Source organism: Actinobacillus pleuropneumoniae, from assembly GCF_003290385.1.
GTDB classification, from domain to species: Bacteria; Pseudomonadota; Gammaproteobacteria; order Enterobacterales; family Pasteurellaceae; genus Actinobacillus; species Actinobacillus lignieresii.
The window spans coordinates 217,402-234,253 of record NZ_CP030753.1; the positions used below are offsets into that span (position 1 = coordinate 217,402).

Below are 16,852 nucleotides of genomic sequence, written 5' to 3' on the forward strand. Positions count from 1 at the left end.
ACCACAAATTGCCCAAAATAATTGGGTATGATTATCGCAAGAAACCATACCCGATTCAACCTCATAGGGAGATAATCCCTAAAATATTTCATAAATTATTTTTTAGAATAACTCGAAGCTACCCGGTGAATTTAATAATTCTTTCGGCGGTAAGCCCAGTCGTTGTTCTAAATGCGGTTTCGCCTCTTGAGGTAATTTATAGGCTTTTTCTACGATATATTTTTTCGTCGGTTCGGTTCCTTTAATAAAGTATTCGGTTAAGTTATTACCGAGGAAACCGCTTACGCTATCGATTTTAGTTTCGATAATATTCGGTGGCATTACCGGCGTTCTTTCTTTTTTATCCGCTAACGCCACTTTCATATATTTAATCCAAGCCGGCATTGCGGTTCTGGCTCCCGCTTCGCCTTTACCCAAATCACGTTTATTATCGTCGAAGCCGACATAGACCGTGGTCACGATATTCGCACCGAAACCGGCATACCAAGTGACTTTCGAATTATTGGTCGTACCGGTTTTTCCGCCGATATCTTTACGTTTAAATTCATTTGCAAGCGCTTTACTGGTTCCGTTCCACGCTTGTCCCGGTTCGCCGTAAATCGCACTGTTTAATGCGCTACGCATCAGGAAGGCGAGTTCGCCGCTGATAACGCGCGGCGCATAACGGGTTTCCGTACCGTTTTGTGCCGCTTCGGTCATTAAACTCGGCGCATCGGATTTTACCGCCGGTTTAATTTCGAGCTCATCGTCATTCTCTGCCGAAGTATCGTTACTTTCATCATTTTCCGAGATTTCCGAGTTTCCTTGTAATTGCGTTTCATCATGAATCTTCACGCCGTCGAAATAGGTCGGTTCAGGATATTTAACGCCGATATTACAATCCATACAAGCAATCGCCGGATTCGCTTTAAATAATTCGTTACCCTGATTATCTAAAATACGTTCAATAATATAAGGTTCGATTAAGTAACCGCCGTTATCAAACACGGCATAACCTCTTGCCATTTCCAGCGGAGTAAATGAAGCTGCGCCTAAAGCGAGCGCTTCGGTCGCTACAAATTGATCTCGATTGAAACCGAAACGTTCAAGATATTCCGCAACGTAATCTACACCCGCCATCTGTAATGTGCGAATGGCAATCATATTTTTAGACTTACCGAGTGCGACACGTAAGCGTAACGGGCCTTCATAACGATTATCCGCATTTTTAGGCGTCCACGGTTTTTGTCCTTTTTTAGTAATGGTAATCGGCGAGTCGCTTAGTGTCGTGGAAAGACTTAAACCTTTATTCATAGCCGCCGCATAAATAAACGGTTTAATCGATGAACCGACTTGCACGAGCGATTGTGTCGCTCGATTAAAACGACTTTGTTCAAAACTAAAACCGCCGACAATCGCTTCAATCGCACCGTTATCGCTGTTTAACGAAACTAATGCCGAATTCACTTCAGGAATCTGACCGAGTTGCCAATCTTTACCGTTTTTATGTTTACGAACCCAAATTTGTTCGCCTACGTTGAGCTTGATTTGTTTGCCGAATACGGCGTTCGATTTTTGTAATTCCTCTTTATCGCCGTTAGGTAACATAATGGTATAGCCGTTTTTTCCGACCGCCATAACAGCCGCACCGATAAACGGATCGGAATTCGGCAATTTACTTAGATGGTCGATAATTTTCTCGTCGTCCCAAGCCTCTTTACCGCTCCAAAGTTTTTCGGCCCCGCGCCAACCGTGACGGCGATCATAATTAATCAAGTTCTCGCTTAATGCGTCTTGCGCCGCTTTTTGGTCGGTTGAAAGCACGGTCGCATACACTTTAAAACCTTTATTATATGCCACGTCCTCACCGTAACGTTTAACCATTTCTTGGCGAACCATTTCGGTAACGTAATCGGCTCGGAATTCCAAAGCGGTACCGTAAAACGTCGCTTTTACCGTTTCCGCTTTCGCTTGATCATATTGCTGTTGAGTAATTTTACCGACTTCTAACATTCGACCCAATACCACATTACGGCGCGCTTCAGCACGTTTTACCGAATAAAGCGGGTTCATGGTCGATGGTGCTTTCGGTAAGCCGGCAATAATCGCCATTTCACCTAAAGTCAGTTGATCGAGGTTCTTACCAAAATAGGTTTTGGCTGCGGCGGCAACGCCGTGTGAACGATAACCTAGATAAATTTTATTGAGGTAAAGCTCAAGAATTTCGTCTTTCGTTAGTACTTTCTCGATTTCAAGCGCAAGAATCGCTTCTTTGAGCTTACGTTCCAAATTACGTTCCGGCGTTAAGAAAAAGTTACGAGCCAACTGTTGGGTAATGGTACTTGCACCTTGGGTATCGCCTTGACTGGAACGCCAAATCGCTCGAACGATCCCTTTCGGATCAATACCTTTATGGTCATAAAAGCGCACGTCTTCGGTCGCAATTACCGCATCAATCAGTGTTTGCGGAATTTCGGCTAATTTCACTGGGATACGACGTTGTTCGCCGACTTCACCGATTAATTTGCCGTCTGCAGTAAAGATCTGCATCGGCTGCTGCAACTCAACCGTTTTTAAGCTAGACACATTCGGCAAACTGTCTCTGATATGTATATAAGCTAAGCCGGCGGCGATGCCACCTAAAATAATAAGTGAAAGTAAGGCACTTAATATTATTTTTGCGATCTTCATCGAAAAATTCTCTTCTGGTAAATGACGGAAATAAAAGTTATTGCCAAGATATAGTTACATTAAAAATATAAGTATAAGCCAAAAATGTTAAAAAAACCGCTTAAAAATCGAATAAAGTTGATTTAAGGAATTAAAATTGTGAAAAAATTCGCCGAATCGTTCAAAAAAGAATCTAAAAATTATTCGATTGGAATCAGTGAAAATCAGGCTTATCGATGCTTTTCCTTTGAATATCAGGAGCAAAGGGAAACTTATTGGCAACTCAAAACGGATGACAATCGCTTTACTTTACCGCAAGCGGTTGAATGTCTTAAAAATCCTGTTTTTATTCGATCCGTTCCTTTTCAATATATTTGGCGAAAATATCTGTTCTTACCGATTAATTATGATCAAGCCATGATTTATCGACAGATTTTACAAGTTTTGCGCCAAGAATTACCGCTTGCAATTGAAGAAGTTTATTTCGATTACCAATGCTTTCCTCTACCGAATGACAATTTAGTTCGAGTAATTATTTATGCATTACGTAAAAATTATGCTGACTCCCTTTTCATTCAACCGAATACGATTCTTGATTGTGAGCTTTATTGCTTTGTTCGCGGTTTCAACTATTTATCAAGTTCGGAATCGGCGCAACAAGACAGAATTTATGCGTTAGAAAATAAAACTTTTAAATTGACGCCTAAAGGCGTTGAATTTAATACGGATCTTACACAAGCAAATTGCCATTTAAAGCAGCTGGAATTACCGGATTCGATAACGGATCCTGTTTTATATTTAACCTCATTAGGGGCGAGTTTATGGAATGGCGAGGAATAAATTTAACCGATTTTCGAGTAAGACAATGGAAAAGTAAGATCTATAAACAATTTTGTTGTTTAGTTTTAATCGTGAGCGTTGCGATAGGTCTTGCCGTCCATTTGCAATTAGCCGCTTTACAAATAAATCAACAAAACAGGCCGCTTGCAAAACAAAATCAGCAATTGAAAACGGAGCGGGATAATTTGCATAGAAAGTTGGAGCAATATCGAAGTTCACCGATACGAGATACCGTTCAAACCTTTACTAAGAGCCAAGTCGGCGCATTTTTAAATCTGTTACAAAGTTTGCCGTTACCGCAAGGCGGGGTAGAAGAAGCTATTTTTGAATATGATGATATGCCAATTATGAAGATAGTCGGGGTTTTAATCAATTCCGATCAATTTGAACGATTAGAAAAATATTTATCCGAGCAAAAGACATTTAAATATTCCTTAGTCAGTTTTCAACTGAATGAACAACAAGAAATCGAATTTGTTTTTAATATTATGTTACGAGAATAATGATGTTGTCACTTAATAGACTTTATTTATTACCTAATAATTATTTGTTTCGTGTTTTATCTTTTATACAAACTTATTTTAAAACCGTTTGCTTAATTATGTTTATTTTAATAATCAGTTATCCGTTATATCGATATTTATACGAGTCTTATTCTCACCAAGAGTTATTACTTAACCGACAACGATTAACGGAAGAAGTCGAACAAGAATATAGGCTTTATCAAAGCGTTTCACAATATCATCAACAGTTGGCGGAGAAAGAACAATACGTTAGCCTGCTTAATCAGCAACTACAAATTATCTTTACAGATAATCAAGTAAAACCGGAACAGCTGCAATGGGAACTGGAACAGGAAAAATCAATTTATTTTTCAGTCACTCATCAAGTGTCGAATATATTTAAATTAATTAGAATACTATCCGAAAATAGTTTGTTAAAGTTTAAAACTATTCATTTGATTAAATTAAAACAAGATAAACAATTACAGTTAAAGGCGAATGTTATCGTAACGGAGGATAAAAATGAGTAAATATATTTGGATCTTATTTATATTCTCATCAATAAGTGTTGCCGATCCGTTTTACGGTGAGAAATTAGCGAGAGAAAACCCAACGTTTTCAGCAGATACGGAAATTGCAATGAATACGGAAAATTTGACCGCTTGTAATATCTCATTACCACAAATTTCCCGTTACTTGCCCGCGAAACTCACGCAGTTAAAATTTATCGGCGTGTTGAAAAAAGAGGATAAATATAAAGCGATTTTGATGGATGCTCAAAAGCAACTGTTTGATTTACAAGTGAATGATTGGCTGGCAGATGAATTAATCCAGATTATAGACATTGATTTAAAATCTATTCGTTATATTAATTGGCAAACAGAGAAAAATTGTGAGTCTCCGACCCCGGTTATCTTAAAATTATAGGTGGAACAAGAATGCGAAAAATGATTTGGTTGCTCCTGTTTATATTAACGCCGGTTATGGCAAATACTTTTTCTCTCTCGCTGAAAAATGCGCCGACTGCGGAAATTTTAAGTTATTTAGCCGAAGAATACGGTAAAAATATCGTGTTAAGCGACAATATTGAGACAAATACTACATTAAGAATTGAAAATAGTGATTTTGACAGCGTATTAAAAAGTATTACTCGGGCGAATAAACTCACGAGTGCATACGAAAAACAGATCTATTTTATCGGGCATAAAAAAGATGAGAAAGCGGCTACGGCAATAGGCGTAAATTCTGATTTATTGAAACCTAAATTGATCACTAAGACAATAAAATTAGATTATGCGAAGGCGGCGGAAGTGATTGAATCTTTAACTAAAGGAAGCGGCCATTTTTTATCGGAAAACGGCTATTTGCATTTTGATGATCGTAGTAACAGTTTGATTATTAAAGACAGTCCGGAATCGATGAAAAATATCGTGCAATTAATCAGAAACTTAGATAAACCGACCGAACAGATTGCAATTGAAGCCAGAATTGTCACGATAAGCAGTGAGAATTTACAAGAATTAGGTGTGCGTTGGGGGATATTTGCTCCTACAAACGGACACCATAAAATTGCCGGTTCGCTTGAAGCGAACGGATTACCGAATACTAATCGTTTAAACGTAAATTTTCCGGTAAATAATGCCGCTTCTATTGCACTACAAGTGGCGAAAATTAATGGGCGAGTGCTTGATTTGGAACTTACCGCTTTGGAACAAGAAAATAATGTTGAGATTATCGCCAGCCCTCGTTTATTAACCACCAATAAGAAGCCGGCAAGCATTAAGCAAGGAACGGAAGTTCCTTATGTGCTGTATAGCCGTAAAGACGAAGTGAAAAATATCGAATTTAAAGAAGCGGTTTTAGGTTTACAAGTGACGCCGCATATTTCAAACGATAAGCAAATTTTGCTCGATTTGGTAGTCACCCAAAACTCACCTAATTCGACCGGTTCAACCCTACAAGGCTTAGTGACGATTGATAAGCAGGAACTGAATACGCAAGTATTTGCTCAGCATGGCGAAACGATTGTGCTAGGCGGTATTTTTCAGCATTTAACCGCAAAAGGTGAGGACAGAGTGCCGATTTTAGGTTCGATTCCGGTACTTAAAAAGTTATTTAGCCATTCTAGTGATAAAATTAGTAAGCGTGAACTAGTGATTTTTGTGACGCCTTACATTGTTAAAAACGGACAACCGCAAATTTCCTCACATTCTTCACAGAAATTAGCGCCAAAATAGAATAACTTGTGCTAAAATCTCTCCTTTAAATTGTAATAAGTTATTTAGTAATTGCATACGAATTTTTATGTGGCGGTTGATTAAAATACCGCCATTTTGCTCTTTATAATAAACTCAGAGGTTTTATGAAAGTTTCTCCACGTCGCCGTGCCAGAGAGTGTGCGGTTCAGGCTCTTTATTCTTGGTATGTTTCGCAAAACAGTGTAGAAGAAGTCGAATTATCATTTGTCACGGACCAAGATATGAACGGTGTTGATTTGCCTTATTTCCGTAAATTATTACGCGGTACGGTTTTATATGTAGAAGCGATTGATAATGATCTTCGTCCGTTTTTAGACCGTGCGGAAGATGAGGTGGATCCGATTGAACGGACCATCTTACGTCTTTCGGCATACGAATTAAAATATGAACTTGATGTACCTTATAAGGTGGTCATCAATGAAGGTATTGAAGTGGCGAAAGTATTCGGTTCGGACGATAGCCATAAGTATATCAACGGTATTTTAGATAAATTAGCACCGGCTTTAGGTCGTAAATAATTTATGGATAAAAAGAAGGTGAGCGTAGGTTTGCCTTCTTTTTTTGTGCTGTTACGGAGGAAAAATGATGGAATTTGAAGTTATTGCACAATATTTTAAACGTAAGAATTTACGTTCGGATGTAGATTTATCCGTAGGAGATGATTGTGCAGTCACCACCTTAAAACCGAATGAGCGTTTAGCCGTTACTACCGATACATTGGTATCGGGAACCCATTTTCTTCCGTCTATTTCCGCTGCGGATCTAGCCTATAAAACTTTAGCGGTCAATTTGAGTGATTTGGCTGCAATGGGAGCTGCTCCTGCATGGGTTTCTTTAGCTTTAACTTTACCGAAAGTTGATCATCAGTGGCTTGCCGAATTTAGCCAAAGTCTATTTGCTGTGTTAGATCGTTATCATGTGGATTTGATCGGTGGTGATACTACCGGTGGGCCGCTTTCGCTAACGCTTACCGCACAAGGTATTTTACCGCAAGATCAGGGATTGTTTCGACATCAAGCGCAAGTCGGTGACTGGATTTTTGTGTCCGGCAGTCTTGGCGATAGTGCGGCAGGTTTATCGCTATTGTTGGATAATTGCAAAATTTCGGATGAATCCGACCGCTATTTGGTACAACGCCATTTACGACCTACACCAAGAGTCGAATTGGGGCTTGCTCTACGAGCGTTTTCCTGTTGTGCGATCGACATTTCTGACGGTTTATTAGCGGATTTAGTTCATATTTTGGAACGCAGTCAAGTTGGTGCCGAAATCGAATTGGATAATATACCGCTTTCTACGCATTTAACGACTAAATATAGTGAGAAAGAAGCGCTTCATTTTGCTTTGACCGGTGGCGAAGATTATGAATTATGTTTTACGGTATCGGATGACAAGCGGTCGGAAATGGAGCGAATTTTACGTTCTCAAGGGATTAAGGTGAGCTGTATCGGTAGGATTACGCCGGCAGCAAGCGGTCTGATTTTACGCCAAAATGGCAAACAGGTTCCGTTACCAACTCAATCCGGTTTTGATCATTTCAAGTCATAATAAAAAATAACGATGAAAAATTTTAACTTAAAAAATCCGATTCATTTATTCGCTTGCGGTTTCGGCTCCGGTTTATTAAAGCCGGCTCCGGGAACTTGGGGTTCGCTTGCCGGTGTTTTGATTGCCGTTTTATTGTGGAATTTGACCGAGAGTTCTCTGTTTTTTATCGGTTTAACTCTTGTGAGCTTTATTGCCGGCTGCCATATTTGCGAAAAAACCAGTCGTGATTTAAACGTGCATGATGACGGCCGTATCGTGTGGGATGAAATTGTGGCAATCTTTCTGATGTTTGCATTTTTGCCTGAATATAATGGGTTAGCTTATACACTAACATTTATTTGTTTCCGTTTTTTTGATGTCTTAAAACCTTATCCGATTCGTTATTTTGATGAAAAATTAGAAACCGGTTTAGGTATTATGTTTGACGATATTCTTGCCGCAATTTATGCGCTAATTGCTTTACATTTCATTTATTGGTTAATTTAGGAGAGTATATGCTTACCATTCTGTTGGTTCATCTAGCAGGCTTAGCCAGCCCCGGTCCGGATTTTTTTTATGTAGTACGCCAATCCGCAAGTCATTCAACTAAAGCGGGCATTTTAGCGGCAATCGGGATTTCATTAGGGATTATTTTTTGGGCGAGTTTTGCCATTTTCGGTTTGGCTTGGTTGAGTAATACGATTGGTACAGTGTTCCAATTTTTAATTATGGTGATTGGCGGCATCTATTTATCTTATATCGGTTCACTTATGGTAAGGGTTACAAAAAATGCAACATTCACGAATGAGCCAACGAATCTTAGAGTACTAGATAATGTGACTGAAATTAAAAAAGGCTTATTGATCAATATCTTTAATGCAAAGGCTGGTGTTTATTTTACAAGTGTTGTTTCAGCATTCCTTGCTCAATTTACTCAAACTTCTGATCTATTTCTTTTATTATTTTTGTTTGTATTTTCAACGCTAATTTATTTTATATTAGTGGCATTGCTGTTTTCTCGCCGACCGATACAAGAATTTTATACAAAATATAGCCGCTATATTGATAATGTTGCCGGTGTGATTTTTATTTTATTCGGGATGATTTTAATTTTTGACGGAATAAAAGGGCTAATAAGCTAACAAAGATCTAAAGTAAAACAGGCTTACGTTTTTGCGTAAGCCTGTTTTAGTTTCGAGATTAGATGATATTCGCTTGATACCATTGGTTAAGTAGGATACCTGTGCTTACCGCCACATTTAAGCCGCTGTTTAACGGGTTTTCAAAAGAAAGCTGTACGGTGGTATCTTCCGGATATTCAATGTCTTGTGCCGGAATTTCACTTAATACGAATACTGTTTTTGCAGCTAATTTGGTTTTTGCCAGTGGCGCAGCTTGTTTATTTCGAGTTAAATGGACGACTTGATAGCCGGCATTACGTAATTGCGTTAGTGCGATTTGTTTATTTTTCGTTTCGAGCGGGCGAACAAATTCTAAACCGCCTTCGGCAACACGTGCCGCAGCGCTTGAATTAAGCGTATCGGCACTTTCGACAATCACACCGTTTACGCCATAGAAAGCACAAGTGCGAATAATACCGCCTACGTTTTGTGCATTGTTTACCGCATCCAGTAAGACTAAACAATCACGTTTACGCGGTACTTGTAAATAGCCTTCTAATGAGAACGGCACAGCTTTTTTGACTAATAAACAGACATCACCGTGGTGTTCCGTGCCGGTGACACGTTCCATTTCGGCACGATCTACCACATGATAAGCTTTTTTGTGTTCGGCTAGGTAGCTAAGCATATCGCCTAACTTTTTCGCGCCTTCTACGGTTGCCCATAAGCGAACAATCGCATCCGGTCTTTGTTTAAACAATGCAATACAAGCGTTTTCGCCGTACACTTTCATTTCTTCCGCACGATTTTTCTTAATTTTCTCCGGTGCGCGAGGAGAAAGCGGGCCGGTTTTTTTCTCTTTCATTGTGTTATTGCCGCCCTTTACGCTAATTTGTACGTTGCCTTCGCCAGCGGCTTTTTTACCGATTGTCGGGTAAATCGCTTCACGAGCCTCTTGGTGATCTTTACGATCAAAGCATGCTTTGTCGCCGCCGAATTTCGGTTTATCAAAACGAGGTTTATCTTCGAATCGGTTTGATTTTGTTTGGAATTTGTTATCTCGGCGCTCTTCAACGGTTTGAAAGCGAGGTTTATTTTCATTAAATTTTGGTTTCATACTATTGTTCCTTAGGGAAAATTTCGGGCTATTATAGTTTATTCGCCTAGTAAAATATCACTTTTTGCAAAAAATTTTGCGAATCGGACCGCTTGTTATTTCTTTATTTATCGAGTTTCTTTATAATCGGTTGTCTTTTTATGTTCTTTAAAATCCGGTGGAATTATGAACCCAATGTTAAACATTGCTATTCGTGCTGCACGAAAAGCAGGCAATATTATTGCGAAAGGCTATGAGCAAGCCGCGAGTGAAATCGAAGTGGCTCAAAAAGGTACAAACGATTACGTAACGGCAATTGATAAAGCGGCGGAAGCGGCGATTATCGAAGTAATCCGTAAATCTTATCCTGATCATGCGATTGTCGGCGAAGAGTCAGGTATTTTGGCAGGCGAAAACGAAAATGTGCAATGGGTGATTGATCCATTAGACGGTACAACTAACTTCGTAAAACGTTTGCCTCATTTTGCAGTATCTATCGCAGTGCGTGAAAACGGTCGTACCACGGTGGGAGTGGTTTACGATCCAATTCGTAACGAACTTTTCACCGCCGTACGCGGCGAAGGTGCAAAACTTAACGAATTCCGCTTACGTGTAGAAACGGAACGTCGCGATTTAAACGGTACCGTACTTGCAACCGGTTTTCCTTTCAAAGCGGCTAAACATCGTCCGGCGCATTTAAATATGCTCGAAGGCTTAATGAATAACGGCGTGGCGGATTTCCGTCGTACCGGTTCCGCGGCACTTGATTTGGCTTATGTTGCGGCAAATCGTGTGGACGGTTACTTTGAAATCGGTTTAAAACCGTGGGATTGTGCGGCGGGTGATTTAATTGTGCGTGAAGCGGGTGCAATCGTGACGAATTTTGTCGGCGGTACGGACTACTTAAAATCAGGTAATGTCGTAGCAGGTCAGGCTCGTGTGGTAAAAGAAATCCTAAATGCGATTCAACCGACATTAACCGAAGATCTTAAAAACTAATTTAAAATTTAAACCATAGATTACACGGATAAGGCAAGTAAGCGGTCGAATTTTCCGCTTATTTTGCAATATCCGTGTTAATTCGTGTGGGACGTGGGTTAAATTAAAAAAGAAAACATTATGCAAAACAAATATCCTCTGTTAAGCCAAATCAATTCTCCGGAAGATTTGCGTTTGCTTGCAAAAGAGCAATTACAGTCTGTGGCGGATGAGCTTCGCGCTTATTTACTCGAATCGGTTAGCCAAACAAGCGGTCATTTAGCCTCCGGTTTAGGCGTGGTGGAACTTACGGTGGCTTTGCATTATGTTTATCAAACCCCTTTTGACCAATTGATTTGGGATGTCGGTCATCAGGCCTATCCGCATAAAATTCTTACCGGTCGTCGTGACCAAATGCATACCATTCGCCAAAAAAACGGTATCCATCCTTTCCCTTGGCGTGAAGAAAGTCTTTATGATGTGTTAAGTGTCGGTCATTCTTCTACTTCAATCAGTGCCGGTGTCGGCATTGCCGTCGCGGCGGAAAAAGAGAATGCCGGGCGTAAAACCGTATGCGTAATCGGCGACGGTGCAATTACCGCCGGTATGGCGTTTGAAGCAATGAATCATGCCGGTGCGTTGCATACGGATATGTTAGTTATTTTAAATGATAACGAAATGTCGATTTCCGAGAATGTCGGTGCGTTAAATAATCACTTAGCACGTATTTTCTCCGGTTCAATCTATACAACTGTGCGTGACGGCAGCAAAAAAGTCCTAGATAAAGTCCCTACCATTAAAAACTTCATGAAGAAAAGTGAAGAGCATATGAAAGGGGTGATCTCGCCGGAAAGCACCCTGTTTGAAGAGCTTGGTTTTAACTATATCGGTCCGATTGACGGTCATAATATTGACGAGTTGGTAAAAACGTTAAGCAATATGCGTGAGTTGAAAGGTCCGCAGTTCTTACATATTCGTACCAAAAAAGGTAAAGGCTACGAACCGGCGGAAAATGATCCGATCGGTTATCACGGCGTACCTAAATTTGACCCGACGTGCGGACAATTACCGAAATCAAAAACGATTCCGACCTATTCGGATATTTTCGGTAATTGGTTATGCGAAATGGCAGAGCAAGACAGCAAGTTAATCGGGATTACACCGGCAATGCGCGAAGGTTCGGGTATGGTTGAATTTTCAAAACGCTTCCCGGAACAATACTTTGATGTTGCGATTGCCGAACAGCATGCGGTCACTTTCGGCGCCGGTTTGGCGATTGCCGGTTATAAGCCGGTGGTGGCGATTTATTCGAGTTTCTTGCAACGTGCTTATGATCAGCTGATTCACGATGTGGCGATTCAAAATTTACCGGTGATCTTTGCGATTGACCGAGCCGGGATTGTCGGTGCGGACGGGCAGACTCACCAAGGTGCGTTTGACGTGAGTTTTATGCGCTGTATCCCGAATATGACGATTATGTGTCCGTCGGACGAAAATGAAATGCGTCAAATGCTTTATACGGCTTATCGTATGAATACGCCGACAGCGGTACGTTATCCGAGAGGTAATGCTCAAGGCGTGGCGTTAGCACCGATGCAAGCGCTTGAAGTCGGTAAAGGTAAACTGATTCAGCAAGGGCAAAAAGTGGCGATCCTAAATTTTGGTCCATTGCTAAATGAAGCGCGTATCGTGGCGGAAAAACATAACTATACGCTGGCAGATATGCGTTTTGTAAAACCGCTTGATGAACAATTGGTAGCGGAATTAGCGGATTCGCATGAATTATTGGTGACTTTGGAAGAAAACGCGATTCAAGGCGGCGCAGGCAGTGCGGTAAATGAATATTTACAAAAAATCGGTAAAATTCGACCGCTTGTTATGCTTGGTATTCCTGATTTCTTCGTGCCACAAGCGACCCAAGCGGAAAGCTATGCGGATTTAGGCTTAGATGCGGCAGGCATTGAGCAGAGAATTCAAGCGGTAGTCAATCAATAAACAAAAAAGCTCATCTTATGATCTGACCCCAAAAGTTAGACTGTTTAATTTAAGGACTGAGTTCTGTATTGTACAGGGCTCAGTCCTTTTAATTTCACTTGAATACGCTCATTGTTGTAATAATGAATGTACTCGTGAATCACTTTCTCAAGTTGTTCGAAAGTTTCAAATCGCTTACCAAAGTAACATTCCGTTTTCAATCGCCCAAAAAAACTTTCCATTGCCCCATTATCCAAGCAATTCGCTTTTCTCGACATACTTTGTTTAATATGATGTTTTCTCAGCATTTCTTGATAGCCTGCCATCCGGTATTGCCAGCCTTGGTCGGAATGTAAAATCGGTTTAGCGTCCTTAGGCAGTTTTGCGACCGCTTGCTTTAGCATCCGCATCACTTGCTCAAAGTTAGGGCTTCTTGCTAAATCATAAGCAAGAATTTCACTATTAAACAAGTCCTTAATAGGCGATAAATAGAGCTTACCTTCCGCACATTTAAACTCGGTGATATCCGTGACGAGCTTTTCATTTGGCGCCGTTGCGTGAAAATCCCGTTGCAATACATTCTCGGCAATTTTACCCACTTCACCTTGATAAGAACGATATTTCCTCTGTTTACATTTCCCTTTTAAATCAAGCTGTTGCATTATCCTTTGAATACGCTTATGGTTAATCGCACCCAAAAAATCACGTAACTTTAACGTAATACGACGATAGCCGTAATTGCCATCATTATCTTGATAAATCTCAATCACTTTCTGCCTAATCACTGCATTTTTATCGATTTTAGGCGGTAAGTGATAAAAGAACGTACTACGTTTTAAACCAGTCAAAGGGAGGAGGATTTCTAAGGGAAAATCCACTCTCAACGTTTTTACGATGGCTGCTTTTGCCGCATTTTTTGTTGGTTGAACTCCCGCAACTTTTTTAGGTAAGCGACCTCCGCTTCCAGCTCTAAAATACGATAACGTAAGCGTTCTTCCTCGGTTTTAGGTGGGGGAGGCATTTTGGGGTATTTCGGTTTCATTGTCGGACGACCTTTGGGCTTGGGTAATAAGCCGTTTATACCTTGTTCTTCAAAGATGTGCAACCATTGGCTAATCGAACCTGAATTAGCAATGCCAAAATGAAGGGAGGCGCTTTCCGCAGAAAATTGCCCCTTTTTGACCGCTTGTATGACGGTTAATTTGAATTCGGGGGAATATTTTTGCTTCTTACCTATCACCGCTAGCCCATTGATTCCGTTATGATTAAATTGAGCAATCCATCGAGTTAAGGTTTTCTTGGATAATTGAAAATGTCGTTGAGTGAATAAACGGTTTTTGTCATTTTGAAGATAAAACTCGATGACTTGTTGTTTGAATAGCGAGTTATATTTAGTCATAAAAAATCTGCACCTTAATCCGTTGGAGGTTTAGTCCAACTTTTGGGGTGCAGATCATTAGCTCGGGGCTTGGTGTTTGTTAGAAATCTTATTTGGCATATACCGGCAAGCGAGCGCAAATATCAAGCACTTTCGCTTTGGTTTCCGCAATTACTTGTTCGTGATTGTCTTTACCGATGCTGTCCAATACGTCGCACATCCAGCCGGCAAGGGCTTGAACGTCCGCTTCTTTGAAACCGCGACGAGTAACGGCAGGCGTACCGATGCGAATACCGGAAGTAATAAACGGTTTTTGCGGATCATTCGGCACGGAATTTTTATTCACGGTGATATTCGCTTGACCCAACGCCGCATCCGCCGCTTTACCGGTTAAGCCTTGTTTTACAAAGCTGACTAAGAATAAGTGGTTTTCGGTACCGTTTGAAATTACTTCATAGCCGCGTTGTTTGAATACTTCTACCATTGCTTTCGCGTTTTTAACTACATTTTGTTGATAGATTTTATATTCAGGCTCAAGCGCTTCTTTAAAGCAAACCGCTTTCGCCGCAATAATATGCACTAACGGCCCCCCTTGGTTTGCCGGGAAAACCGAAGATTGTAGTTTTTTATAAATTTCTTCATCGCCACAAGCGGAAAGAATTAAACCGCCGCGCGGACCGCCTAAAGTTTTATGAGTTGTGGTCGTTACAACGTGAGCGTAAGGAAGCGGGCTTGGGTAAACGCCTGCCGCAATTAAACCGGCAACGTGTGCCATATCGACAAATAAATAAGCACCGACTTCATCGGCGATTTCACGCATTTTCGCCCAATCTACGATTTGAGAATAAGCGGAAAAGCCGGCTACAATCATTTTCGGTTTACATTCTAACGCTTTTTGACGTACATCTTCATAATCAATTAAGCCTTCGGCGGTGATGCCGTAGAGGACAGAATTATAAATTTTGCCTGAGAAGCTCACTTTTGCTCCGTGCGTTAAATGGCCGCCATGTGCTAAGTCCATACCTAAAATGGTATCGTTCGGTTGAATTAATGCGCCGTAAACAGCTGCATTCGCTTGTGAGCCTGAATGCGGTTGGACGTTTACATAGTCTGCACCGAATAACTGTTTCGCACGATCAATCGCTAATTGCTCGACAATATCCGCATATTCGCAACCGCCGTAATAGCGTTTTCCCGGATAACCTTCGGCATATTTATTAGTAAATTGCGAACCTTGCGCCTGCATCACTCGAGGGCTTGCATAGTTTTCCGAAGCAATCAGCTCAATATGTTCTTCTTGACGGCGATTTTCGTTTTCAATCGCCTGCCATAAAATAGGGTCGTAATCTTGAATGTTCATATTTGCTGTAAACATATGGAAGTCCTCTGTTTGATGATAAATAAAGTTGCGCAAACGTTTGCGCAAATGAGTTTAACTGCATTCTACACATTTATTAAACATGATGGTAGCTCTTTTTCGGATAAAATAGCAGCATATTAATTGATAGGAATAATGAAAAAAATTAATTGAAGGGTAAGCGGTTGAATTTTGTGGAATATTTACCGACAAAAGGCACTCGGACAGAGTGCCTAAGCGAAAAGAAATTAAAATAATTTACTTGACCAACCGAGTTTAGAACCCAGCACGGTAAAATAGTTATAATCTTTTAAATGCAGAAGACGTAATTTATTCGGGCTTTTCTCTACAATAATGCGGTCTTCCGGTGTAAAGGGTAAATCGTATTGACCGTCGCAGCTCACTTCCAAGCTAGGCTGATTATATTGTGCGAAACGCAAAGAAATCTGGCTGTCGCCGTCAATGACCAAAGGACGGGATGACAGCGTATGAGGGTGCATCGGCACAAGCGCAATCGCATTCATATTCGGCGTTAAAATCGGACCGCCGGCAGAGAGCGAATAAGCGGTAGAACCGGTCGGCGTACTAATAATTAAGCCGTCCGAACGCTGAGAAAATGCGAATTTACCGTCGATATAAACCTCGAATTCAATAATACGAGCCACTTGAGTCGGATGAATCACCACTTCGTTTAACGCATTATTGGTTGCAATAATTTTACCGTTACGCTCAATACGTGCTTCAAGTAAAAAACGTTCTTCAATCACAAATTCGCCTCGCTCGATACAATTGTGTAATTGTTCAAAAGTAGAATGCGGCGCAATATCGGTTAAAAAGCCTAGGTTACCACGATTAATACCGATAAGCGGCACTTGATATTCGGCTAAACGGCGCGCCATACCTAACATATTACCGTCCCCGCCGATCACAATAACCAAATTCGTTTGTTGTCCGATTTCCTCTAGGCTTCTTGCTTCGGGCAGATTTAATTGCTGTGCGATACTTTTTTCGACTAACACACGATAATGGCGGTCTTTTAACCAATTATAAACCGCCAAATGTGTTTCCAACGCAATCTCATGCCGAGGCTTACCGACAATCGCAATACATTCAAAAAATCGTTCTTCAGGTTTCATCTTTTTCTACTCTCAAAATAAGAATTATTGAATTC

General features: G+C 40.7%; 16 protein-coding genes. 11 read left to right on the forward strand and 5 right to left on the reverse strand.

The window, feature by feature from the left end:
* Nucleotides 1-102: 102 nt before the first annotated feature.
* A complete protein-coding gene (locus DRF63_RS01010; RefSeq protein ID WP_005595965.1) occupies nt 103-2,670 on the reverse strand; it encodes a penicillin-binding protein 1A in 2,568 nt (855 codons plus the stop codon).
* Nucleotides 2,671-2,808: 138 nt separating this feature from the next.
* On the opposite strand from DRF63_RS01010, the gene DRF63_RS01015 reads away from it, so the two are divergent.
* The 9 genes from DRF63_RS01015 to DRF63_RS01055 all read left to right on the forward strand — a co-directional run bounded on the left by DRF63_RS01015 (nt 2,809) and on the right by DRF63_RS01055 (nt 8,919).
* The gene (locus DRF63_RS01015) at nt 2,809-3,489 is read left to right on the forward strand and encodes a type IV pilus biogenesis protein PilM (protein ID WP_005595967.1); all 681 of its coding nucleotides are present in this window, start codon (nt 2,809-2,811) and stop codon (nt 3,487-3,489) included.
* Entirely contained in the window at nt 3,471-3,992 is a 522-nt protein-coding gene (locus DRF63_RS01020) for a hypothetical protein (RefSeq protein WP_005595970.1), read from the forward strand. The genes DRF63_RS01015 and DRF63_RS01020 overlap by 19 nt, the downstream gene beginning before the upstream one ends.
* 98 nt (nt 3,993-4,090) lie before the next feature.
* On the forward strand, nt 4,091-4,522 hold the full coding sequence (locus DRF63_RS01025; protein ID WP_005595972.1) for a hypothetical protein: 432 nt from the start codon (nt 4,091-4,093) through the stop codon (nt 4,520-4,522).
* Entirely contained in the window at nt 4,515-4,919 is a 405-nt protein-coding gene (locus DRF63_RS01030) for a hypothetical protein (RefSeq protein WP_005595974.1), read from the forward strand. Before DRF63_RS01025 ends, DRF63_RS01030 begins: the two co-directional genes overlap by 8 nt.
* Nucleotides 4,920-4,930: 11 nt before the next feature.
* Nucleotides 4,931-6,229: a type IV pilus secretin PilQ gene (gene pilQ, locus DRF63_RS01035; protein ID WP_043991718.1), complete on the forward strand. Its 1,299-nt coding sequence runs from the start codon at nt 4,931-4,933 to the stop codon at nt 6,227-6,229.
* 125 nt (nt 6,230-6,354) lie between these two features.
* Nucleotides 6,355-6,768, forward strand: coding sequence for a transcription antitermination factor NusB (gene nusB / locus DRF63_RS01040; protein ID WP_005595979.1), 414 nt, complete (start codon nt 6,355-6,357; stop codon nt 6,766-6,768).
* Between the two features lie 64 nt (nt 6,769-6,832).
* A complete protein-coding gene (gene thiL / locus DRF63_RS01045) occupies nt 6,833-7,798 on the forward strand; it encodes a thiamine-phosphate kinase (RefSeq protein WP_043991719.1) in 966 nt (321 codons plus the stop codon).
* 12 nt (nt 7,799-7,810) lie between these two features.
* Nucleotides 7,811-8,284 carry a phosphatidylglycerophosphatase A family protein gene (locus DRF63_RS01050; protein ID WP_005595983.1) on the forward strand — a complete coding sequence of 158 codons (474 nt, stop codon included), beginning with the start codon at nt 7,811-7,813 and terminating at the stop codon, nt 8,282-8,284.
* Between the two features lie 8 nt (nt 8,285-8,292).
* Nucleotides 8,293-8,919, forward strand: a complete 627-nt coding sequence (locus tag DRF63_RS01055) for a LysE family transporter (protein WP_005595985.1) — start codon at nt 8,293-8,295, stop codon at nt 8,917-8,919.
* Between the two features lie 58 nt (nt 8,920-8,977).
* Here DRF63_RS01055 and DRF63_RS01060 read toward each other — a convergent pair whose 3' ends face one another.
* On the reverse strand, nt 8,978-10,015 hold the full coding sequence (locus tag DRF63_RS01060) for a TrmH family RNA methyltransferase (RefSeq protein WP_005595987.1): 1,038 nt from the start codon (nt 10,013-10,015) through the stop codon (nt 8,978-8,980).
* A 165-nt stretch (nt 10,016-10,180) separates the two neighbouring features.
* Here DRF63_RS01060 and suhB point away from each other — a divergent pair, with 165 nt between their 5' ends.
* On the forward strand, nt 10,181-10,993 hold the full coding sequence (gene suhB, locus DRF63_RS01065) for an inositol-1-monophosphatase (protein WP_005595989.1): 813 nt from the start codon (nt 10,181-10,183) through the stop codon (nt 10,991-10,993).
* A gap of 120 nt (nt 10,994-11,113) precedes the next feature.
* Nucleotides 11,114-12,967 carry a 1-deoxy-D-xylulose-5-phosphate synthase gene (gene dxs, locus DRF63_RS01070; protein WP_005595991.1) on the forward strand — a complete coding sequence of 618 codons (1,854 nt, stop codon included), beginning with the start codon at nt 11,114-11,116 and terminating at the stop codon, nt 12,965-12,967.
* 44 nt (nt 12,968-13,011) lie between these two features.
* Here dxs and DRF63_RS01075 read toward each other — a convergent pair.
* The 3 genes from DRF63_RS01075 to DRF63_RS01085 all read right to left on the reverse strand — a co-directional run bounded on the left by DRF63_RS01075 (nt 13,012) and on the right by DRF63_RS01085 (nt 16,817).
* Nucleotides 13,012-14,345, reverse strand: a protein-coding gene (locus DRF63_RS01075) for an IS3 family transposase (protein ID WP_108744147.1) whose coding sequence is annotated in 2 segments (ribosomal slippage) — nt 13,012-13,892 and nt 13,892-14,345 — 1,335 coding nt in all. Because the reading frame shifts where the segments join, the coding sequence is not laid out codon by codon here.
* Between the two features lie 88 nt (nt 14,346-14,433).
* On the reverse strand, nt 14,434-15,699 hold the full coding sequence (gene glyA, locus DRF63_RS01080; protein ID WP_005596003.1) for a serine hydroxymethyltransferase: 1,266 nt from the start codon (nt 15,697-15,699) through the stop codon (nt 14,434-14,436).
* A 230-nt stretch (nt 15,700-15,929) separates the two neighbouring features.
* Nucleotides 15,930-16,817, reverse strand: a complete 888-nt coding sequence (locus tag DRF63_RS01085) for an NAD(+) kinase (RefSeq protein ID WP_005596005.1) — start codon at nt 16,815-16,817, stop codon at nt 15,930-15,932.
* Nucleotides 16,818-16,852: the final 35 nt, after the last annotated feature.

Coding starts and splice junctions, on each gene's coding strand:
- DRF63_RS01010 (WP_005595965.1), bottom strand. CDS start 2,670: ATGAAGATCGCAAAAATAATATTAAGTGCCTTACTTTCACTTATTATT.
- DRF63_RS01020 (WP_005595970.1), top strand. CDS start 3,471: ATGGAATGGCGAGGAATAAATTTAACCGATTTTCGAGTAAGACAATGG.
- DRF63_RS01025 (WP_005595972.1), top strand. CDS start 4,091: ATGTTTATTTTAATAATCAGTTATCCGTTATATCGATATTTATACGAG.
- DRF63_RS01030 (WP_005595974.1), top strand. CDS start 4,515: ATGAGTAAATATATTTGGATCTTATTTATATTCTCATCAATAAGTGTT.
- pilQ (WP_043991718.1), top strand. CDS start 4,931: ATGCGAAAAATGATTTGGTTGCTCCTGTTTATATTAACGCCGGTTATG.
- nusB (WP_005595979.1), top strand. CDS start 6,355: ATGAAAGTTTCTCCACGTCGCCGTGCCAGAGAGTGTGCGGTTCAGGCT.
- thiL (WP_043991719.1), top strand. CDS start 6,833: ATGATGGAATTTGAAGTTATTGCACAATATTTTAAACGTAAGAATTTA.
- DRF63_RS01050 (WP_005595983.1), top strand. CDS start 7,811: ATGAAAAATTTTAACTTAAAAAATCCGATTCATTTATTCGCTTGCGGT.
- DRF63_RS01055 (WP_005595985.1), top strand. CDS start 8,293: ATGCTTACCATTCTGTTGGTTCATCTAGCAGGCTTAGCCAGCCCCGGT.
- DRF63_RS01060 (WP_005595987.1), bottom strand. CDS start 10,015: ATGAAACCAAAATTTAATGAAAATAAACCTCGCTTTCAAACCGTTGAA.
- suhB (WP_005595989.1), top strand. CDS start 10,181: ATGAACCCAATGTTAAACATTGCTATTCGTGCTGCACGAAAAGCAGGC.
- dxs (WP_005595991.1), top strand. CDS start 11,114: ATGCAAAACAAATATCCTCTGTTAAGCCAAATCAATTCTCCGGAAGAT.
- glyA (WP_005596003.1), bottom strand. CDS start 15,699: ATGTTTACAGCAAATATGAACATTCAAGATTACGACCCTATTTTATGG.
- DRF63_RS01085 (WP_005596005.1), bottom strand. CDS start 16,817: ATGAAACCTGAAGAACGATTTTTTGAATGTATTGCGATTGTCGGTAAG.